The following is a 21,882-nucleotide window of genomic DNA, read 5'->3' as shown; positions in this document are numbered from 1 at the left end:
CGATTGTATGCGTAAAGAAGATTGTTTCTATTTAGGTAAAATCGCGAAAAAATTTAGTTTCAAAGGGGAAGTATTGGCGTATTTAGACACCGACGAACCCGAATTGTATCAAAATTTGGAATCAGTTTTTGTTGAAATCAACAAAAGTCTGGTTCCATTTTTTATTGAAAGTAGTTCGCTTCACAAAGAAAAATTCTTACGTGTTCGATTTGAAGACATTCAAACCGAAGAAGAAGCAGACGAAATCATGGGAAGCGAAATCTATCTTCCTCTTTCTATGTTACCCAAATTAGAAGGAACACAATTTTATTACCACGAAGTAATTGGATTTGATGTTATTGATCTAATGAGAGGAAACATCGGAAAAATTACTGCCATTAATGATAGTGGCGCTCAACCACTTTTTGAAATCGATAAAAACGGAACTGAAATTTTAATTCCGCTTATAGATGATTTTATTATTGCACTTGACAGAGCAAACAAAACCATTACTTTAGAAACTCCTGAAGGCTTGGTTGACCTTTATTTACAGTAGTTGACAGTCGCAGTCACAGTTTACAGTTTTTTTTAAATTGTTTAAATTCATTCCTTATTCATTTTGTTCAAATTCAAACAATTTTCCGTTAATCAAGATCGTTGTGCTATGAAAATTGGCACGGATGGTGTTTTACTTGGTGCTTGGACTCCGTTAATCAATAATCCGTACAACGTTTTAGATATTGGTGCTGGAACCGGGATTTTGTCTTTGATGTTAGCACAAAGAAGCAATGCCGAACAAATTGATGCCATTGAAATTGACGAAGATGCTTATGAACAATGTGTAGAAAATTTTGAATCTTCGCCTTGGGATGATAAATTATTTTGTTTTCATGCGGGTTTGGATGAATTTGTTGACGAACCTGAAGATGAGTACGATTTAATTATTTCCAATCCGCCTTTTTACACCGAAGATTATAAAACCGAAAATACTTCGAGAGATTTAGCACGTTTTGAAGACGCTTTACCTTTTGAAGAATTAATTGAAGCGGCTGACTTATTACTTTCGGATAACGGAATTTTCTCAGTAATTATTCCTTATAAAGAAGAAGAACGTTTTGTTGCTATGTGTAAAGAATTGGATTTATTTCCATTAAAAATTACTCGTGTAAAAGGCACGCCAACAGCTGAAATTAAAAGAAGTTTGTTAGCTTTTTGTAGAATGGAACAAAGTCCATTAATTGATGAATTAGTTATTGAAATTTCGAGACACAATTATACTCCTGAATATATTGAGTTAACGAAAGAGTTCTATTTGAAGATGTAAATTAATTATAAGGCCAATTTTTAGATAACCATATAGAAAAATGTCTTGTAAATGCTTCCAACTCCATTTTTCTTTTATTTGCTTCCTCACTGTTATAATTAGCAAGCTGATTAATCATTTGCTCATACATTTCTTTTAATTTAGAAGCTTTTTTCACATTCAGAATTGGGTTCCCCGGGTTATCAACTGATGTTATCCACTGTAATTCTTCCCAAACATTATCCATAGCTTTTAAGCAAACCTCCTCCCCTTTTTGACTATCACCAATTCTATAATACAATTTACCTAAAGCAAAGGCAAATTGCTTATAAGCTATCGTCTTACTCGGAAATGACAATAAACATTTATCCAAAACTAATTTTGCTTTATCATTCTCTCCGTCTTCAATTAATGCTTGGGCTAAAAAATAATAATTTCGCCTAACAATAGACTGTATATATTCTCTATTTTCAAAACGAATGAATTCTGTTTCATTATTAAATTTACCAAAAGGCATTGTTTCCATTAACAATGAATACACTCTTTTTGTATCTACTATTTTAGGATTCAATTCTTTATTTCTTCTTATCATTGGCGACAAAACTTCTACAAAACCTTCGTGAATCATAAAATCTTGTAAGCCTAAATAATGATCAAATTGTCCATTTACCGCAAAGCAAATTGGCTTCTCGTGAATGTTATTTTGAATTATATCCATCAACATTAATTCATTTAGCGCGTAAAAATCTTTACTATATTTCCATGCTATTGCACTAACATAATTTGCTTTTAATGCTTTCGAATCAAATAAATTATATTCAAATTTTGAAGAATCAATAGCTACTTTAAAAACATCTGCTGGGATATAATGTTGCTGCTTTCCGTTCCAATTTATTTTCGTTTTTTCATTATTTAAAAATTCTAAAACTAATTTTACATCTGCAGGTTGGCCCGTTTCTTTTTTTAGTGGAAATAATTTTGGATTTCCTTCTATATAATTTACTTTCGAAAAAGTGAAATTAATTGGTTCCGAGTCTAGACTTTTATATTTTAGTTTATCTATATAAGACTCTAAGTTAAGTTGATCAAAATTAATAACTCTCACATCTGTTCTGTAGCTTTCAACTTCTTGCAAATACCATAATGGAAACGTAAAATTATCTCCATTTGTAATCAAAATAGCATTTTTAGGACAGGAATCTAAATATGCTTTTCCTAAATCATAAGCAAAATTATCCTTCTTTCTTTGATGATTATCCCAATTTTTAGCTAATAACTGAAATGGCGCACAACTAAAAACAACTACTGAAACTATTCCAATTTTTACCTTTTCAGAAGTTATTTTACTTAACCAAGTGTAAATTATTATAATTGAAAGTCCTACCCAAAGTGAAAAAACTATAAATGAACCTAAAAAGATATAATCTCTTTCTCTGACTAAAACACTTTCCGGAACTGGATTTAAGTAAACAATTATTCCTAATCCAAAAGTTAAGAAAAAAATAAGCGTAGTAAAAAAATAAGCCTTATTTTTCCTTAAAGCAAATAAGCCTAATATTCCCAGAATAAAGGGTAAAAAGTAATATCCGTCATTACTTTTATCGTTTTGATACGTATCTGGAATTACTGATTTATCTCCTATTTTATATTTATCAAAAGCATTGACTCCACTAATCCAATTTCCGTTTAAAACATCACCAGTTCCTTTATTCTCATTTTGCCTTCCAATAAAATTCCAAAACAAATAGCGCGAATACATCCAATCTATTTGGTAATTTTTAAAAAAAGTTAAATTTTCGGTAAACGTTGGTTTTAATAAATCTGTTGCTTTTCCTTTAACAGGATATGTAATTTTTTCACCCTTAATATTTACCCAATTAGAATATCCTGTTGCACTAATTGGTTTTTGACTAAACATTCTTGGAAAAAACATATCAAATTCATTGGCATAATTTATTTTACTATACTTTCCGTCATCAGTAGTAACATATCTATTACTTTCTGCGTCATACGAGACAATTGGTTCAGAATTCAGAAATGGAAAATCTTTATCTAAAGGCGCATTAAAAATAGCACCTTTTAGTAACGGAATATTATCTACACCAAATTGTTTTGCCTGAATATATTTTAGCAAATCATTACTTGTTGCAATTTGATTGGAAAAAGGAGTAATAACAGCATTTTTCAAAAAAGGCATTATATAAGAACTTGTTCCTAATGCAAAAAAAAGAATCGCTAAAAGCACGTTAAAAGTTATTCTTTTTCTTTTCTTTTTAGCATTTTTTAAACCAAAAAAAAGTACAACAGAAAACATCCCTATTAAAACAAATAATCCTGAATTTACTGGCCAATTATAATTATTAACTAATTGTATATCTATAAAAGATGCTACTTTTAAGAAACCTTGTATTCCAATAGTATAAATTACTAAAAACAATATTATACTTGAAAACAATGTTATAATTACATTTTTCCAATCTAGACCCTTTTTTTTATGGAGGCACAAAATAGACAAAGGAATTATAATAGATAAGTTAATTAAATGTACCCCTATGGAAAGGCCAAGTAAGAAAGCAATTCCTAGTAATATTTTTCTTGACTTAATTACTTCTTCACTTGCATTCCACAATAACATTAAGTAAAACACCAGTAACAATAAAAAAGAAGACATGGTATATACTTCTGCTTCAGTAGAAACAGTCCAAAAAGTAGTTGAAAAAGATAAAGTTAGTGCACTTCCTAATCCAGCAAAAATAGCAATTACGCTATTGTTTTTGGACGGACTACCTTCAAGAATTTTATAGGCTATAAAACGTGTTATTTTATACAATAAAACAATTGTTAAAGCACCAAAGAAAACAGAAATGAGATTGCTTATTATAGCAGCCCAACTTGCTGGAAAAAACAATAAAATAAAATTTGAAAATAAAGTGTAGAACGGAGCTCCTGGCGGGTGTGATGCTTGTAGATTGTGGCTGCTTGTTATAAACTCAGCACTATCCCAAAAAGTAATAGTATTAGATACCGAAAAAGCATAAACCAAGAAAATAAAAATGAAGAGTGTAAGCTCTATTACTTTTTCCTTTTTTTTCATGATAGCAAAAATAAAAACGCAATATAATAGATTTAAGTATAAAACTAGGTTAAAAAGAGAATTTAAAATAAAAAAATAGGTGCTTTACTAAGAATTACTTATTTTAGCAAAAACTATTCAATCGTTATCATGAGAAAAAAACTACTTTTATTCTTAGGAATCAGCTTGTTTTTATCAACAAATACACAAGCACAAACTTTAAATGAAGTACAAGGAACAGGCTCTGGAGTATCTATTACTTCAGGAGACTACAACACCATGTATGGTGACAGCACTGGTTCCAATCTTACTTCAGGAAGCTATACCGTATTTCTTGGCTTTGCTGCAGGAAAAAATAATACATCCAGCGAAAATGTAGCTATTGGTTATAGGGCTGGCTACACAAACACTACGGGTTTCGACAATACTTTTGTAGGAATGGAATCTGGAAGATTAAATTTAACAGGTGGAGACAATACATTCTTTGGTACAGAATCAGGAGAAAATAACACTACTGGTTATGACAATACTTTTATAGGAGAAGAATCAGGCACATATGTTACAACAGGTTATGAAAATGCATTTTTAGGAGAAGATTCTGGAAGTTCTATTGTAACGGGATATAAAAATGTATTTATTGGAAATGAAGCAGGAGGATTTGGCTTAGCTGCAACAAACGGAACTGCTTATCGAAATGTTGGAGTAGGAAGTGAATCTTTGACTGACATAGATACTGGTCACCATAATACTGCACTTGGCGATTCTTCTGGAATAGATGTTGGAGATGGTATTTACAACACTTTTATAGGGGCGGCATCTGGAGTTGCAACCGAATATGCCGATTACAATACTTTCGTAGGAGCTATGTCTGGTTGGGACAACAACAGAACAAATAGTACAACAAATGCCAATCACAACACCTATTTAGGGTATTATTGTGGGTTTACCAATAGAGAAGGACAATACAATGTAGGAATGGGTTCATTAGCTAATTTTGATAATAACGTGCGTTCAAACGATATTTTTATTGGATATAATGCAACACCAAGTCAAAATGATGTGCTAATGATAGGTAACAGAGCCTTTGCAGATGGTCAATATTCAATTTCATTAGGTCACGATCATGATGTTAGAGGAAATAACTCTGTTATTCTAGGTAATGCCGCAAACACTACAGCTACAGCTGACCATGCCGTAGGTATTGGTAACAATGTAGACATTGATAATTTACAAGCTATAGCAATTGGTTCAAATTCTGTAGCGCAAGCAAATGGTACTATTGTATTAGGATATGGAGCAACTTCTACAGACCCGGGAGCATTACTTCCAACCAATAATATTGCTATAGGACATTCTGCAAATGTACAAGGAAATAATTCAGTAGCAATAGGAAATGCTGCAACAGCAGTAAATGATAATACAATGGTTCTTGGTGGTGTTACTAATCCATTAAGCGTAGGTATTGGAACAGATACTCCAAACCCTAATGCTTCTTTAGATTTGGCAGACACCAACAAAGGTTTACAAATAAATAGACTAACAAATGCATTAAGAACAACTTTAGAAGGAAGTTTAACAACAACTGACGAAGGCTTAATGGTTTATGACACAGAAGACAAAGTACTTTATGCTTGGGACGGAGCAGCTTGGTCAAGCGCCACTAATACAGATGCTCAGGAATTAGCAATTGACGGTAGTAATATTTTAAGTATTTCTGGCGGAACTAATACAATAGATTTAACAAACTATTTAGATAATACAGATGCACAAGATTTAACGTTATCAAGTAATACGTTAAGCTTAACTAACGACGGAACAACAGTAGATTTATCGGGCTATTTAGACAATACAGACGCACAAGAATTAGCACTATCAGGATCTACTTTAAGCATTTCTGGCGGAACAAACACTATTGATTTATCAACTTTTGCAGGAACAGACGCACAAGATTTGAGCTTATCAGGAAATACATTAAGCTTAACTAACGACGGTACAACAGTAGATTTATCTGCTTATGTAAACACAGATTCTCAGAATTTAACGTCGGCAACATTATCTGGAAACACCTTGACTATTGCAATTGAAAATGGTACTTCTGTAAATATTGATTTATCTCCAATATTATCTGCATTACAAACAGAAAATGCTAACCAACAAACACAAATAGATGCAATTTTAAGTAGATTAGACATAATTGAAGATTGTGCGTGTGGAGGAACTCTAGCAACACCTTCTCACAACCAAGGTCGAGAAAGAGGACCTATCCTGTATCAAAATATTCCAAATCCTTTTAATAATACTTCAACAATAAAATACTATTTACCTGTTGATAGCGCAAACGCAAAAATTATTTTTAGCGATATGAGTGGAAAAATTATTGATTCTGTTGATTTAAATGAAACAGGAGAAAAAGAACTAAATATAAGCACTAGAGGCCTTGCTTCTGGAATGTACAATTACACAATGTTTATTGGCGGAAAAATGTTTGACAGCAAAAAAATGATTATTAAATAATAATTGTTTTATTTATTTAAAAAAGCTTCGATTTATTCGAAGCTTTTTTATTTTTACAAAATGAACAATATAAAAATAGAACCTTTAAATACTTTTTTAATTATACTTTCTTTTGCATTAGCATATGTTTTTCCATTTGAACTTTTTGTGCTTTCTTATGCAATATTAGGCCCTTTACACTATTTAACAGAAATAAACTGGGTAAGAGACCAAGAATATTTTGTTGCCAACAAATTGTGGATTTATTTAGCTCTTGGCTTAGCATTCTTAATTTCTATTAGAATTACCCCAAAAATATCTTTTTTAAAACCTATTTTAGAGCATCCCATAACAAAAAACTTAACGCAATATATTATAAACTACTCCAATAATTTTTTTTTAATAGCACTCCTTTTTGCATTTGCTTTTTTGTTTTACAAATCAATAAAAAAACAAGTACTATTCCTTACAATTGGAATATTGTTAATGTTCTTTTTAAAAAAATTTTCTATCTATAATATATTGATCGGTGTGTTTTTACCAACACTAATTCATGTGTACATTTTTACTTTAATCTTTATGTGGTATGGAAATACTAAATCTAAATCTACAAATGGATATTTAAACATTTTACTATTAACAATAATCCCACTTATAGTAACATTTATTTCTATTGACAATTCATCCTATCATTTTTCCGATACCATTAAAAAAATAATTATAGATAACAACTTTTATATTCTAAACACATCAATATCAAAACTATTCAACATTAACGACGGCACTACATTTTTCTTTTATGAAATTATTGATTTAAAGATTCAAATATTTATTGCCTTTGCTTACACATATCATTATCTGAATTGGTTTTCAAAAACATCAATTATAGGTTGGCACAGAAAAATTTCAAAAAGAAAATCAATTGTTATTCTAACACTTTGGCTTCTTTCAATAAGCATCTATTTATATGACTACACGCTTGGTCTTTCTGTATTATTGTTTTTAAGTGTTTTACATGTGTTGGTCGAATTTCCCTTAAACATCATTACAATTTCTTCTTTAATTAAAAGCACACCCTTAAAATCGTAGCAAAATTATAACACTTGTTCATTGATTTGTTAAAAATCTTTACTTACTTTTGTGACTTTCAAATCAAAAACTATGAGACCAGACTTATTTCAATCTCCAGATTATTATTTATTAGACGAATTATTATCTGACGAACATAAAATGGTGCGTGATGCTGCACGTGCTTGGGTAAAAAAAGAAGTATCTCCTATTATTGAGGAATACGCTCAAAAAGCAGAATTTCCACATCAAATCGTAAAAGGTTTAGGAGAAATTGGCGGATTTGGTCCGTATATTCCAGTGGAATATGGTGGTGCCGGATTAGATCAAATTTCTTACGGATTAATCATGCAAGAAATTGAAAGAGGAGATTCGGGTGTACGTTCGACTTCATCTGTTCAGTCTTCATTAGTAATGTATCCTATTTGGAAATATGGAAACGAAGAACAAAGAATGAAATATTTACCAAAATTAGCCACTGGAGAATTCATTGGTTGTTTTGGTTTAACAGAGCCAGATTACGGTTCAAATCCAGGTGGAATGGTAACTAATTTTAAAGATATGGGCGATCATTATCTTTTAAATGGTGCTAAAATGTGGATTTCGAATGCGCCTTTTGCTGATATTGCAGTAGTTTGGGCAAAAAACGAAGAAGGAAGAATTCACGGTTTAATCGTGGAAAGAGGAATGGAAGGTTTCTCAACTCCTGAAACACACAACAAATGGTCGTTAAGAGCTTCAGCTACTGGAGAACTTATTTTTGACAACGTAAAAGTTCCAAAAGAAAACTTATTACCAAACAAATCTGGATTAGGAGCGCCACTTGGATGTTTAGATTCGGCACGTTATGGAATTGCTTGGGGAGCTATTGGAGCAGCAATGGATTGTTATGATACTGCTTTGAGATATTCAAAAGAACGTATTCAGTTTGACAAACCAATTGGAGCAACTCAACTACAACAAAAGAAATTAGCTGAAATGATTACCGAAATCACGAAAGCACAATTATTAACTTGGAGATTGGGTGTTTTAAGAAACGAAGGAAAAGCTACTACAGCTCAAATTTCGATGGCAAAAAGAAACAATGTTGATATGGCGTTAACGATTGCTCGTGATGCACGTCAAATGCTTGGCGGAATGGGAATTACAGGCGAATATTCTATCATGAGACACATGATGAATTTAGAATCTGTGGTAACTTACGAAGGAACTCACGACATTCACTTGTTAATTACAGGAATGGATGTTACAGGTTTCCCTGCTTTCAAGTAATTAAACAATAGATAAAATTGATACAAAATGCTTCTCTTTTCAGGGAAGCATTTTTACATTTGTACAACATGAAATAATAACCAAACGGGAATAAAATTTCGTATAGTAATAAAACAATTGTTATGAAAATTCAAACCATAAACCAATCGATCCAAAGTCAAAAAGAACAATTATTAAACCATTCGTTATACAACAAAGTAAAAACGATTGACGATTTACATTGTTTTTTAGAAAACCACATTTATGCGGTGTGGGATTTTATGTCGTTATTAAAAGCCTTGCAAAACAAATTGACTTGTACTACTACTCCGTGGTTACCCATTGGAAATCCGGAAATTCGTTATTTAATTAACGAGATAGTTGTAGCAGAAGAAACCGATTTAACATTGGACGGAACTCGTCAAAGTCATTTTGAGATGTATTTAGATGCAATGATGCAATGTGGCGCTTCTACAACTCAAATTAATGTATTTTTGAAGAATGTGGAAGAAACAAAAAACATTTTTGTATCCATAAAGCAAAGTGATTTACCTCCGAATGTGAAAGCGTTTTTAGATTTCACTTTCCGTGTAATTGAACAAGGAAAACCACACGAAATTGCGGCAGCATTTACTTTTGGAAGAGAAGATTTAATTCCGAATATGTTTACTGAAATCTTGAAAAACTTTCAGCAAAATTTTCCTGAAACTGATTTATCAAAACTAATTTATTATTTTGAAAGACATATTGAATTAGATGCTGACGAACACGGACCAATGGCGATGCAAATGATTGCTGAATTATGTGGTGATTCTGAACAAAAATGGAAAGAAGTTCAAGAAATTTCAGTTTTAGCCTTAGAAAAAAGAATTGGACTTTGGAATGCTATTGAAGAGCAAGTGGAATTGAAACATGAATTAGTATAAAAGCAAAAGCGAGAATTACTTCTCGCTTTTTTTATTGTTCTGGTGCTATTTCAATTTCTAAACCTTCTAAATCTTCGGTGATTGGAATTTGACAACCTAATCGTGAATTATCCTTTACGTGATAGGCTTCCCAAAGCATTGCTTCTTCATCTGGATTGCGCTCTAACGAGATTACATCGTTTAACACATAACATTGACAAGAAGCGCACATGGCCATTCCGCCACAAACACCAACGGTTCCCTCTTCGGCTAATTCATAAGAACGAATTAACTCCATGATGTTCATATTCATGTCGGTGGGCGCTAACACTTCGTGTTTAACTCCGTTTCTGTCGGTTATGAAAATGGTTACGTCTTGTGGCATTTTTAGTTTCAAGTTTCAGGTTTCAAGTTTAAGGTTTGCTTAACATGAAACCTGAAACTTAAAACAAAATTTTTATTTAATCAATCGATTTTACAACGGCTTTTTCAGCTTCTTTTCGTGTTCCGTCAAAACCATCTACTCCAGAAACGGTAGTATATTTTAACACATAACGTTTTCCTGGATTGATTCTATTGTACACACTTTGGCACATTAAAGTCGCTTCGTGAAAACCACATAAAATCAATTTCAATTTCCCTGGATAAATATTAACATCACCAATAGCGTAAATTCCATCGATATTGGTTTGATAATCTAACGCATTATTTACTTTGATAGCATTTTTTTCAATTTCTAATCCCCAGTTGGCTATTGCACCTAATTTTGGAGTTAAACCAAAAAGCGGAATGAAATAATCACATTCTACTTTCATTCTAGCTCCGTTAACTTCAATATCAACAGCGGTTATTCTTTCACTTCCATTAAATCCAACAACTTCTGCAGGAGTGACTAATTTAATTTTGCCAGCGTTTTTTAATTCTTGTACTTTTTCAACCGAATCTAAAGCACCTCTAAATTCGTTTCTTCTGTGAACTAAAGTCACGGAATTCGCAACATTCGACAAGAAAATACTCCAATCTAAAGCGGAGTCACCTCCACCTGCGATTACAATATTTTTTCCTCGGTATTTTTCTGGATCTTTTACGAAGTAATCTACTCCACGATCTTCTTTTTCGTAGAATTCGATATCTTTAAGGACAGGTTTTCTTGGTTCAAAAGTACCTAAACCACCTGCAATTGCAATAGCTTTTGCTTGGTGTTTTGTTCCTTCATTAGTGGTTACAATGAATGTTCCGTCTTCTAATTTTTCAATGGTCTCAGCAGTTTCTCCTAACGTAAATCCAGGTTGAAACTGTTTAATTTGCTCCATTAAATTAGTAACCAAATCTCCGGCTAGAATAGAAGGATAACCTGGAATATCAAAAATAGGTTTCTTTGGATATAACTCAGCTAACTGCCCGCCTGGCTGAGGCAAGGCATCAATAATATGGCATTTTAATTGTAATAATCCGGCTTCGAAAACGGTAAAAAGTCCCGTAGGACCTGCACCGATTATAAGAATATCTGTTTGAATCATTTTTTTAATTTTGAGTTAGCAAAGTAACAAACTAGTAAAAAGTATAAATATGATTTATATCATACTATCCATTTACTATGCAATATTTTCTACTGTTTCAATTTGAGGCGCATACTTTTTTATGGTAGTTTCAACACCTGCTTTCATAGTACTGATGCTTAAACTACAATTGGTACAAGCGCCCTCTAGACGTACTTTTACATGTTTATCATCTATAATTTCTACTAATGAAATATCTCCTCCATCAGAATTCAAAAACGGACGAATTTCTTCTAACGCTTTTTCAACGTTATTTTTTATTTCTATTGTAGTCATATTATTTTCCTTTAACAGCAGAACATCCTGCCATTGTTGTTATTTTAATAGCTTCTGTAGGAGGCAAAGTTTCATTACGATTTACCGTTTCTTGCACTAGGTTTCTTGTAATCGTTTCAAAAACACCTTCTAAAACTGAAGCCGTTTGTAACGCTGCTGGGCGACCGTAATCTCCAGCTTCACGAATACTTTGTACTAATGGTACTTCACCTAACAAAGGAACTTGTAAATCTTCTGCTAAATTTTTAGCCCCTTCTTTTCCAAAGATATAATATTTATTTTGTGGTAATTCTTCAGGAGTAAAATAAGCCATATTTTCTATAATTCCTAAAACCGGAACGTTTATAGATTCTGACATAAACATCGAAACTCCTTTTTTAGCATCGGCTAATGCAACAGCTTGAGGTGTACTTACCACAACTGCACCAGTTATTGGTAACGACTGCATAATTGATAAGTGAATATCGCCTGTTCCTGGAGGTAAATCGATAAGCATGAAATCTAACTCACCCCAATTGGCATCAAAAATCATTTGATTTAAAGCCTTCGCAGCCATAGGTCCTCTCCAAATAACAGCTTGATCTGGTTTTGTAAAAAATCCAATAGAAAGAATTTCTACACCATAACTAGAAACAGGTTGCATTTTAGATTTACCATCTACTTCAACTGAAATTGGTTTTGAGTTTTCAACATCAAACATTATTGGCATTGAAGGTCCGTAAATATCAGCGTCTAAAACTCCTACTTTGAATCCCATTTTCGCAAGGGAAACCGCTAAATTGGCAGTAATAGTAGATTTACCAACACCACCTTTTCCAGAAGCGACTGCAATTATATTTGAAATTCCAGGAATTTGTTTTCCTCTAATCAAATTAGGGTTTTCTGGTTTTTCTGGCGCTTCTACTTTAATATTTACTTTAACTTTTGCTTTCTCGTAAACTTTTTCGTGAATTACTTTTATAATATCTACTTCTGCACGCTTTTTTATATGTAAAGCAGGTGTTGATAAAAGTAAATCAACCACAACTTCGTCTCCGAAAGTAATTACATTTTGAACCGCACCGCTTTCTACCATGTTTTTTCCTTCTCCTGCAACCGAAATGGTTTCTAGAGCAGTTAAAATTTCTTTTCTATCTAGTTTCATTTGTTTGAATTTTATATCCGTCTTATAAAACAAATTTACATTTTTATTCAGACTGAATTTAGATTGCAAAGATAATAAGAAGTTTAGGAGTTTAAAAGTTTAGATGTTTAAAGTTTTTATAATTTGATAGTTAGAATCTATTGTATTAAAAAAAGCAACCTTTTAAATAAAGATTGCTTTTTAAACTAACCGAAAAAGGGATTATTAATATTGTAAAAATAAATTGAAAAAGATTTCAACATTGTCATTAACTACCACCATGCCTAATAATTTTTTAGGAGATTTTAATTTAAAATCTTTGATATTCAATTTCAAAAGTCCTTTTACATTCCCTTTGCTTTGATTGTATGTTGCTGGAACTATGTATTCTTTTTCTGTTCCGGCAATTTTTACATGTAATTTAGTTGTAATATTCTCTTTTGCAGTGTTTATTTCTATCACATTTATTTCAATATGAGGATAATCATCTGCTTTAAGTATAGATTTAAAATCTTTTGTAATCATTTTATGAGCACAATCGAAACCGGTACTTTTTATTTCAAGTTTAGCACCTTCTAATACAATTTTAGAATTGTTTCTTGTAATTGAAACATGTAAATCTTTTTCAATAAATTCTGAATTATACTTACATTCAAAACTATTTACATTTGATTTTCCTTTAATGATAACCTCACTTTTATTCGTGATTTTAACTTTTGTTTGATTTTTAGAAAAACCAAAACTTAAAAGAATACAAACTACTATTACATGAATTGCTCTCATAACTTTAAAATAAAAGCGAAAAGCAGAATAGCTTTTCGCTTTTGAATTTATTAATTTTTATTAGAAAGTGATTACTGCTTCAAACATTAATCCGTTGAATTTACCACCGTATAAATCATTTAAACTATTTCCACTAAATTGAGAATAATCATTATATGATTGAGAAGTGTAAGCTAATTTTGCTAAAATGTTTTTAGTCATAAACCATCCTACTGTAGATTCAAATCTATTAACACTTACTTTATCTGTAGCATTAGATAATTTTCCAGAAACTACATTATATCTTGCTCCTACATAGAATTTTTCGTTTGTACCAAATCTGTATACAACATCTCCTGCGTATTGATTTACTTTACGAGCTTCATCTACACCTTTTTTATCACCACCTTGAGCTAATTCGATAGTTCCAAAGAATTCAAATCCTTTAAATTTAACAAATGGATTGAACATTACAGTTGTAAACCAGTTACCAAATCCAGGATTAAATCTACCAGTTGTTGGATTAGCAGCTAAATCTGTTGTAGCATTATTTGTAACACTTGTTGCATTGTAATTATAAGCAGCATGAGACATTACATAGTAATAACGGCTACCTGCTCTATCTGAACTCCATGGATTACCACTCATGTTTGAGTTGTGAGATAATGACCCTGTTAATCTTACTCTTAAATCTGTATTAATTTGTTTATCAAATCCTAATTTAGCTAAAATTGTTGGACTAACTGTTGTGTTTTGATCTGGTGTTGCAACAGTTGTTGCACCAGGAACAAACTCTGTAACATTCTGATTTAATTTACCATTTGTCATACCAAACATTGAAACAAACCCGTTTCTGTTGTAGTATACCTCTGCACCCATTTCAGTTGTAAATGAATCCATAATATTACTTTCGATAAACGGATTTACTAAAGCACTACCGTTATCTGATCTTCTAAAATGGGCATCACCGTAGTTGTTTTCCATTTGTCCAATTTTAATAGTAGCATATTTCATAAATCCAGCTAAGAAATCTTTTTTAATGAAATCTAATTTGTCGATTTGTAAATATCCACCTTTAACCCAAGTTTCGTTATGGTGTCTTGCTGCTAAATATAAATCTAAATTTACACGAACACCGTCATATAACTGAGCCCCAATTGTCATGTTTGCAGTTGGCAAATTAAATTGATTTTCTAAATTATTTAATCTGTAATTTGTAATTGTTGCTCCATTTGAAGCCGTATAAGTCCCGTTTGGTTGATCATTAAAAGAATTCATTGCTTGAAATTGCAATGCAAAAGCACCACCTAAATCAATGCTAATCCCTTTAAATTCAACAGTGTCTTTTTTAACATCAAATTGATTAATTGCTCTTTGATCTCTTGGGATCATATTTTGCATTTGCCCAAAAGTAGGGGCTTGAGCCTGTGTTGTACCTGTAAAACTTAAGGCTGCTATCAGTACTGATAATTTAATTAATGTTTTCATGATTTGAAATTTTTATTATTTGTTTTAGTTATAAGTTCGTTTTGAATTAATTGTATGTTACTTTAAAATCGATGGTTACGTCTTTACCGGTTTTAATCGTTCCCATAAGTGCTGTTGGAGGCTTAACTCCGTAAAGCGTCATGTCGATTTTTGTTTTTCCAGAAAAAACTGCTTTTTTACCTAAAACCTTAACAGAGAAAGTTTGATTAATTCTTTTAGTAACACCAGCAATTGATAAATCGCCTTGAGTTTCTACTGTGAAATTACCATCTGTTGTTTTTGTGATTTTTGAAACACTTACTAATTTGAAGTTTATGGTTTTGTAAGTTTTACTATTTAAAGCTTTGAATGTATTGTTATCCATTCCGTTTTTACCACTTTTTAGTTGCTCAACCTCTACTGAAAAGTCTAAACTTTTAATTGCTTTTAAATCGGCTTCTTCAATAGACATTGTTGATTTTCCACTCATTGCTTTAGCTTGAATTTCCCAATCATGTAAATTTGAAGTTCCAAACACTTCTAATTTACTTTCTGCTAAAACCACTTTAGATTCTTGTGCAACAATAGTGTTAAAACTACACATTACTATTAATACTGTAAGTAATGTTTTAAACTGTGTTTTTAATTTGCTCATAATACCTAAATTTTATCGAATTATTATTTGTTCTAATTTTATAGTACAAATTTCAGTCGAAAAAAAAAGGTAGAACATGACAATTGTCACATTTGTTAAAAAAAGTTACAATTATTTTAAGAATTGTTTAACAAGACTTTAATATATAAATAATTAATAAGGTATTTTTACTTATTTGGATTAGGTTCCCAAAAATGTTTTTCGAAATCCAATATTTGGTTCTCGTTAATTTTTATACCTTCATTTTCAAGAAGTTGTTGCATAAGATTAGTCCCTTCAAAATGATGTTTACCAGAAAGTAATCCAAATCTATTTACTACTCTATGAGCCGGTACATCTTCTATATTATGAGAAGCATTCATTGCCCAACCTACCATTCTGGCAGAACGAGCCGTTCCTAAAGCTTTTGCAATGGCACCATAAGAAGTAACCTTACCTTCTGGAATTTGGCGAACGATTTCATAAACTCGTTCAAAAAAGTTGTCGTTATTTGAAGTTGACTTCGACAAATATTAAAAATACATTTTATATAGAGAGGAAATGGCAACAAAACCCGTTAATGCTGCAATTAAAAAATTAATATTTTTTACAATAAAAGTAAGTTTGTGTTCTATTAATTTGAAAAAACGAGCATACAAGTAAAAAACAAAATAAGTTCCAACTGCTGCTGCTAATGAAAATAAAACAATAGAAATCATATCATATTGGAACAAATCTTTTGAAGCCATCATTAAACTAGTAATAGCATACCAAGGAATAGCAAACATATTAAAAGAGGATAATGCCATACCATAAAAGAAACGATTCCTTTTAGCTTCAATTTTAACTTCGATTTCTTTTTGCTTCTTAGCTTTTATTCCCATAATAACAAAAGCTATTGTTAAAGCAATAAAAATAAAAGTTCCTACTTTTTTTAATCCATCACTAAAAACAGGATTAGCATCTAAAAACTTTGCGAAATAAGTACCTAAAAAACTTTGAACAAAAACGATAACAACAGCACCTAATGCAAAATTTATTGCTTGTTTTTGATTTTCATTGACACTTATTTTGGCAATGGTCATGTTTAACATACCCGGAATAATTATTCCAACAATAGAAATAATTAATCCTAAAAAAATAGCTAATACAAAAGTCATAAATAGATTTTTATCAAAAGTATAAAAGTTTAAACTGAAAAAAGTAACATTTATTACTTAATTTTAAACTGTATATAAGTAATAGGTTTGTTCACTTCTAAATATTGACTTTCGTAAAAAGTTTGAATACCCGTAACTTCAGACGGCGCTCCTTCATTTTTATATATATTATGATTGGCGTAAATTACCTCATGTCCTTCACCATGTAATAATCCTAATGTATAGCCATGCATAAATTCTGAATCTGTTTTTAAATGCATTAAACCACTAGGTTTCAATATTTTTTTATAATTATTTAAAAACTCAGAATTTGTCATTCTGTGTTTTGTTCTTTTGTATTTAATTTGAGGATCTGGAAATGTTATCCAAATTTCAGAAACTTCATTTTCTGTAAAAATATGATTAATTAATTCTATTTGGGTTCTAACAAAAGCAACATTGTTCATGCCAGAATCAACAGCTGTTTTAGCGCCACGCCAAAATCTTGCTCCTTTAATATCAATTCCAATGAAGTTCTTCTCAGGGAATCTTTCTGCTAAACCAACTGAATATTCTCCTTTTCCACAACCTAATTCTAACACAATAGGATTGTCGTTCTTAAAGAACTCTTTATTCCACTTTCCTTTTAATGGAAATTGATCCCCTACAACTTCTTCTCTCGTTGGCTGAAAAACATTTTCAAACGTTTCGTTTTCGCTAAATCTTTTTAATTTATTTTTACTTCCCACAACTTCTTTTATTTATTCGACAAAATTAAGGAAATAATTAGCACTACAAATAAACTTTTAATAATGTTTCAATAACCTTAACATTAGATTAAATATCGTTTTTTGCATAAAACTTTTATTTTGAAGAAGCGTAAAGTTGAAGTGGCAGTTATTTCGGATGTTCACCTTGGAACGTATGGTTGTCATGCTAAAGAATTACTAGAGTATTTATCTTCTATAAAACCAAAAACACTAATTTTAAATGGCGATATTATAGATATATGGCAATTTAGAAAGTCGTATTTCCCGTCTCAACACCTAGAAGTAATTAAGAAAATTATTTCGCTAAGTACAAAAGGGACAAAAATCTATTACATTACAGGAAATCATGATGAGTTTTTAAGAAAATTTACAGATTTACACATGGGAAATATTAGTTTAATAGATAAATTAGTGTTAGAGTTAGATGATAAAAAAGCTTGGATTTTTCATGGAGACGTTTTTGACACATCAATTACTCATGCAAAATGGCTAGCAAAATTAGGTGGTTGGGGTTATGATATTTTAATTCTTATAAATCGTTTTGTAAATTGGGTTTTATCAAAATTCAACAAAGAACCTTATTCGCTTTCGAAAAAAATAAAAAACAATGTAAAATCTGCTGTTAAATTTATTACTAACTTTGAAAATGTTTGTGTTGATATAGCAATTGAAAATAAATTTGATTATGTAATTTGTGGACATATTCATGAGCCAAAAATTGAATTTATGGAAAATGAAAAAGGCGATACAATGTATTTAAATTCAGGCGATTGGATTGAAAATTTAACAGCTTTAGAATACAACAATAAAAAATGGAAACTTTATAAGCACGACCGTAATTTACGTATAACGGAAAATGAGTATAATTTTGAAGATGAGAACAAGTTAGCCGAGCAATTTATTGCCATTTTAAAAAAATAATGAAAAAAAAGATACTCATAGCACCTTTAAATTGGGGTTTAGGTCACGCTACAAGATGTATTCCTATAATAAAAGCTCTAGAAGAAAATGGTTTTGAACCTATTATTGCTTCAGACGGAGCAGCATTACACTTACTCAAAAAAGAATTTCCAAAATTAATTAGTATTGAATTACCTGCATATAACATTAAATATGCAGAAAAAGGAAAAAATTTTAAATGGAAATTACTGTTTCAAATGCCAAAAATGTTGGCAGCTGTTAAAAAAGAAAAGAGAAAAATAAATAGAATTGTTGAAAATTATGAAATTGACGGCATTATAAGTGATAATCGTTTGGGAGCTTTTTCCAGTAAAGTGCCATCTGTTTTTATTACCCATCAATTAAATGTACTTTCAGGAAAAACTTCTTGGATAACTACAAAACTTCATTTTCGATATGTAAAACGATTTACAGCTTGTTGGGTTCCTGATGTTGCCGGAGTAGAAAATTTATCTGGAAAACTTGGTCATACTAAAAAGTATGAAAATAAAATAACTTATATAGGACCCTTAAGTAGAATTGAAAAAAAAGCATTACCTATTAAGTACGATATAATGGTTTTATTATCGGGCCCGGAACCTCAAAGAACGATGCTTGAAAATAAATTAAATAAGGAATTAAAAAAGACCGATAAAGAAATATTGTTTGTAAAAGGCGTTATTGAGCCATCACAACAAGTTGAAAAAGTAAATACAATTACGTATTATAACTTTATGAATTCTGAAGAATTGGCTACCGCTTTTAACGAAAGTGACGTTATTTTATGTCGTTCAGGCTATACAACAATAATGGATTTAGCTAAATTAGAGAAAAAAGCCTTTTTTATACCCACTCCTGGTCAATATGAACAAGAATATTTAGCTCAAAAATTAAAGTCGGAAATCATAGCGCCTAGTTGTAAACAAGAAAAATTTAAAGTCTCTAAACTAGAAAAAATTCCTTTTTACAAAGGATTTAAAGATGTATCTGTAGCGCAAAACTGGAACGAATTATTTAAATTATTTAATAGTTAGATTAGGTTAAACAACGATTCTAAATCTATGTTTTCTGGAAGTTTTCCTACACTTTGTAACTTTAAAGACGCCAATTTTTGAGCAATAGATATACTGTTTTTAATATTTTTATTTTTTATTTGAGCATATAAAAAACCTGTCCAAAAAGCATCTCCTGCACCAGTTGTATCTTTAACTTCTTGAATAAATTCGGCTTCTTGAAAAAACAAACCTTCATGAATATCTGAAACCACAACACCATTTTTCCCTTTTGTTAAACAAATAGTTGTAACTCCTAAATTATGAAAATAATCAAAAATGAAATCCTCTGATTTTACTTCTTCAAAAAAACGAAAACAATCATCTTCGCTAATTTTTAGCAATGGATCATTTTTTAAATAATCTTTAATCACTTTTTTGGCCTCTTCTCTATTTGGCCATATTCGTTCTGAATAATTCAGATCTATACTTAATTTTAATCCGAAATCTTTTGCTCTTTTTGCTCTATTTAAAATTGTATTCCTTGCAGGATCTTTGCTTAAAGCAAAACACGTAGTGTGAAAAATTTTAGCATTTTGTATCATTTCGTCAGGTAACTGATCGATAGTAATATCACAATCGGCTTGTCTATACGGAATAAAATCTGGAGTTTCTGTTGACTTAGAAACTAAAATAATTGAAGTTGGTAAATTACTTATTCTTTTTATGTAAGAAACATCTAAATTGTTAGATTTAAGTTTTCTTACTATATAATCTCCTAAACCATCTTGGCCACATGAAGCAACCAATATTGGTTTTAATCCAATTCGGGAAGCATTAACCGCCACATTTGTAGGTGAACCACCCAAAAAACGATGGTAATCTTTTGTTTTATTGATTGAAGTATTGATTTCATGACCAATAAAATCGATTACAACTTCTCCAACACATATTATATCTATAGTTTTCACTTTAAAGTACTATTTTAAAATTATTATTTATTGCTTGATGAAGTAAAACTGCTGCAGCTGCACTCCAAGCGCAATTCGAAACACCATTTGGCGCCATAGTATCTGTATTGAAATTTTCATAAAACGAATACTCATTTATAGCATTTGCATTATTAATATTTTCGAGAATAATACTAGATTTTTCATGTTCAGAATGGTTTAATAATCCTAAAGCAAAAAAACCATTCACCATTGACCAACTCCCTCCATTATGAAATTCATAAGGAAAATTTCTAAACTCATATTTACAATTATCTTTTAGCAAATCCCAATGTATATCTGATTCTAAAATAGGAGGCCAAAATGCAGGAACTAATCCTAATTTTGTGCTTTGGGCTAAAGTAAAAGAAAAATTTATTATTTCTTTTTGCACAAAATCTGAGCCAATATTTAACATTAAAACTAAAGAATTAGCAAATGCATCAAATTGATTTTTATAACCTGATGGTGAAAAGGAACAAGGCAAATAAGCATTAAATTTTATTTCATTATAAGCTCTTTCATGAAATTTATCTTTATTTGAATTTGGCAAAAAATTAGTTTCAACTTGATTTACTATAAGCTCAATTTTATTTGCTAATTTTTTACTTTTCTTAAAATAATTATAGTTTTTTAAAGCCCAAATTCGCAACAATTGATCGTATAAAACATAACCATCTGTAATGTATTCGTCTGCCCAATTTCCAGACAATGGAACATAAATTAAATGCTTATTGTTAAACTCCCAAGCTTCTAATAAAAATAAAGCTTTTTCAATTTCAACTTCATATTTAACAATTAATGAATTATCATTTGTATGGAATGCATATTGACAAATTCCAATAATAAACCAAGTTACCGCATCTACTCTTCCTGCCAAACCACCATAACTTACTTCGGTAGTTTTTTCATTAATCATCACATTGGAAGGAATTGTTCCTATTTCGTGTTGGTTATTTGCTAATGTTTCTAGGGTAATTCGGAACGTTTCAATCAGTTTCTTATCTCCAGATGCTAAAGCCGCTAGACCACAAATTACTCCATCTCGAGCCCAAACTCTGTTATAATTGGACGTGTTCTCTGCACTTGCTACAAATCCATTAGTAGAAGACACATTGTATAACAATTCTATACTTTTATTATAAGAAATAGTACTCATT

21 protein-coding genes are annotated in these 21,882 nt (G+C 30.9%); 8 read left to right on the top strand and 13 right to left on the bottom strand.

Annotation, left to right across the window (positions count from 1 at the left end; translation table 11 throughout):
* Window positions 1-7: 7 nt before the first annotated feature.
* Both rimM and GFJ99_RS02310 read left to right on the top strand, forming a co-directional pair.
* The gene (gene rimM, locus GFJ99_RS02315) at window positions 8-535 is read left to right on the top strand and encodes a ribosome maturation factor RimM (RefSeq protein ID WP_008255936.1); all 528 of its coding nucleotides are present in this window, start codon (window positions 8-10) and stop codon (window positions 533-535) included.
* Between the two features lie 63 nt (window positions 536-598).
* Window positions 599-1,303, top strand: coding sequence for a tRNA1(Val) (adenine(37)-N6)-methyltransferase (locus GFJ99_RS02310; protein WP_153207369.1), 705 nt, complete (start codon window positions 599-601; stop codon window positions 1,301-1,303).
* A 1-nt stretch (window position 1,304) separates the two neighbouring features.
* On the opposite strand, the gene GFJ99_RS02305 is transcribed toward GFJ99_RS02310, so the two are convergent.
* Window positions 1,305-4,376 carry a DUF2723 domain-containing protein gene (locus GFJ99_RS02305; RefSeq protein ID WP_153207368.1) on the bottom strand — a complete coding sequence of 1,024 codons (3,072 nt, stop codon included), beginning with the start codon at window positions 4,374-4,376 and terminating at the stop codon, window positions 1,305-1,307.
* A gap of 129 nt (window positions 4,377-4,505) precedes the next feature.
* On the opposite strand from GFJ99_RS02305, the gene GFJ99_RS02300 reads away from it, so the two are divergent.
* The 4 genes from GFJ99_RS02300 (at window position 4,506) to GFJ99_RS02285 (ending at window position 10,093) form a co-directional block, all read left to right on the top strand.
* Window positions 4,506-6,869, top strand: coding sequence for a T9SS type A sorting domain-containing protein (locus GFJ99_RS02300; protein WP_153207367.1), 2,364 nt, complete (start codon window positions 4,506-4,508; stop codon window positions 6,867-6,869).
* Window positions 6,870-6,929: 60 nt separating this feature from the next.
* Complete coding sequence (locus GFJ99_RS02295) at window positions 6,930-7,937, top strand: hypothetical protein (RefSeq protein WP_153207366.1); 1,008 nt, start codon at window positions 6,930-6,932, stop codon at window positions 7,935-7,937.
* Between the two features lie 72 nt (window positions 7,938-8,009).
* Window positions 8,010-9,188, top strand: a complete 1,179-nt coding sequence (locus GFJ99_RS02290; protein ID WP_153207365.1) for an acyl-CoA dehydrogenase family protein — start codon at window positions 8,010-8,012, stop codon at window positions 9,186-9,188.
* Between the two features lie 122 nt (window positions 9,189-9,310).
* Entirely contained in the window at window positions 9,311-10,093 is a 783-nt protein-coding gene (locus tag GFJ99_RS02285) for a DUF3050 domain-containing protein (RefSeq protein ID WP_153207364.1), read from the top strand.
* A 31-nt stretch (window positions 10,094-10,124) separates the two neighbouring features.
* Here the strand turns inward: GFJ99_RS02285 and GFJ99_RS02280 are convergent, their stop codons facing one another.
* From GFJ99_RS02280 to trmB, 10 genes are all read right to left on the bottom strand, one after another.
* Complete coding sequence (locus tag GFJ99_RS02280) at window positions 10,125-10,457, bottom strand: 2Fe-2S iron-sulfur cluster-binding protein (protein WP_153207363.1); 333 nt, start codon at window positions 10,455-10,457, stop codon at window positions 10,125-10,127.
* 76 nt (window positions 10,458-10,533) lie between these two features.
* A complete protein-coding gene (locus tag GFJ99_RS02275) occupies window positions 10,534-11,592 on the bottom strand; it encodes an NAD(P)/FAD-dependent oxidoreductase (RefSeq protein ID WP_153207362.1) in 1,059 nt (352 codons plus the stop codon).
* A 75-nt stretch (window positions 11,593-11,667) separates the two neighbouring features.
* Complete coding sequence (locus GFJ99_RS02270) at window positions 11,668-11,907, bottom strand: NifU family protein (RefSeq protein ID WP_153207361.1); 240 nt, start codon at window positions 11,905-11,907, stop codon at window positions 11,668-11,670.
* 1 nt (window position 11,908) lies between these two features.
* Window positions 11,909-13,051: an Mrp/NBP35 family ATP-binding protein gene (locus GFJ99_RS02265; protein WP_153207360.1), complete on the bottom strand. Its 1,143-nt coding sequence runs from the start codon at window positions 13,049-13,051 to the stop codon at window positions 11,909-11,911.
* A gap of 204 nt (window positions 13,052-13,255) precedes the next feature.
* Window positions 13,256-13,813 (bottom strand): YceI family protein, encoded by a 558-nt coding sequence (locus GFJ99_RS02260; RefSeq protein WP_153207359.1) that lies wholly within the window; start codon window positions 13,811-13,813, stop codon window positions 13,256-13,258.
* A gap of 60 nt (window positions 13,814-13,873) precedes the next feature.
* Window positions 13,874-15,280: a hypothetical protein gene (locus GFJ99_RS02255; RefSeq protein ID WP_153207358.1), complete on the bottom strand. Its 1,407-nt coding sequence runs from the start codon at window positions 15,278-15,280 to the stop codon at window positions 13,874-13,876.
* A gap of 46 nt (window positions 15,281-15,326) precedes the next feature.
* The gene (locus GFJ99_RS02250; protein WP_153207357.1) at window positions 15,327-15,914 is read right to left on the bottom strand and encodes a YceI family protein; all 588 of its coding nucleotides are present in this window, start codon (window positions 15,912-15,914) and stop codon (window positions 15,327-15,329) included.
* Window positions 15,915-16,081: 167 nt separating this feature from the next.
* A complete protein-coding gene (locus GFJ99_RS02245) occupies window positions 16,082-16,423 on the bottom strand; it encodes an MGMT family protein (protein WP_153207356.1) in 342 nt (113 codons plus the stop codon).
* Between the two features lie 3 nt (window positions 16,424-16,426).
* Window positions 16,427-17,107 carry a LysE family transporter gene (locus tag GFJ99_RS02240; protein ID WP_370454286.1) on the bottom strand — a complete coding sequence of 227 codons (681 nt, stop codon included), beginning with the start codon at window positions 17,105-17,107 and terminating at the stop codon, window positions 16,427-16,429.
* Window positions 17,107-17,781 (bottom strand): tRNA (guanosine(46)-N7)-methyltransferase TrmB, encoded by a 675-nt coding sequence (gene trmB, locus GFJ99_RS02235; protein WP_162523892.1) that lies wholly within the window; start codon window positions 17,779-17,781, stop codon window positions 17,107-17,109. The genes GFJ99_RS02240 and trmB overlap by 1 nt, the downstream gene beginning before the upstream one ends.
* 120 nt (window positions 17,782-17,901) lie before the next feature.
* Here trmB and GFJ99_RS02230 point away from each other — a divergent pair, with 120 nt between their 5' ends.
* Together GFJ99_RS02230 and GFJ99_RS02225 are read left to right on the top strand one after the other, a co-directional pair.
* Window positions 17,902-18,723: a UDP-2,3-diacylglucosamine diphosphatase gene (locus tag GFJ99_RS02230; protein ID WP_153207354.1), complete on the top strand. Its 822-nt coding sequence runs from the start codon at window positions 17,902-17,904 to the stop codon at window positions 18,721-18,723.
* Window positions 18,723-19,775 carry a glycosyltransferase gene (locus GFJ99_RS02225; RefSeq protein WP_153207353.1) on the top strand — a complete coding sequence of 351 codons (1,053 nt, stop codon included), beginning with the start codon at window positions 18,723-18,725 and terminating at the stop codon, window positions 19,773-19,775. The genes GFJ99_RS02230 and GFJ99_RS02225 overlap by 1 nt, the downstream gene beginning before the upstream one ends.
* Here GFJ99_RS02225 and GFJ99_RS02220 read toward each other — a convergent pair.
* A complete protein-coding gene (locus tag GFJ99_RS02220) occupies window positions 19,772-20,704 on the bottom strand; it encodes a carbohydrate kinase family protein (RefSeq protein WP_162523893.1) in 933 nt (310 codons plus the stop codon). The genes GFJ99_RS02225 and GFJ99_RS02220 overlap by 4 nt on opposite strands.
* Before the next feature lies 1 nt (window position 20,705).
* Window positions 20,706-21,881 (bottom strand): fructofuranosidase/invertase, encoded by a 1,176-nt coding sequence (locus GFJ99_RS02215; protein WP_153207352.1) that lies wholly within the window; start codon window positions 21,879-21,881, stop codon window positions 20,706-20,708.
* Window position 21,882 lies beyond the last annotated feature (1 nt).

Origin of the sequence: Flavobacterium sp. LMO6 (assembly GCF_009495795.1) — a bacterium.
In the GTDB taxonomy this organism is placed as follows: domain Bacteria; phylum Bacteroidota; class Bacteroidia; order Flavobacteriales; family Flavobacteriaceae; genus Flavobacterium.
This window is presented reverse-complemented; position numbering and strand designations above follow the sequence as displayed.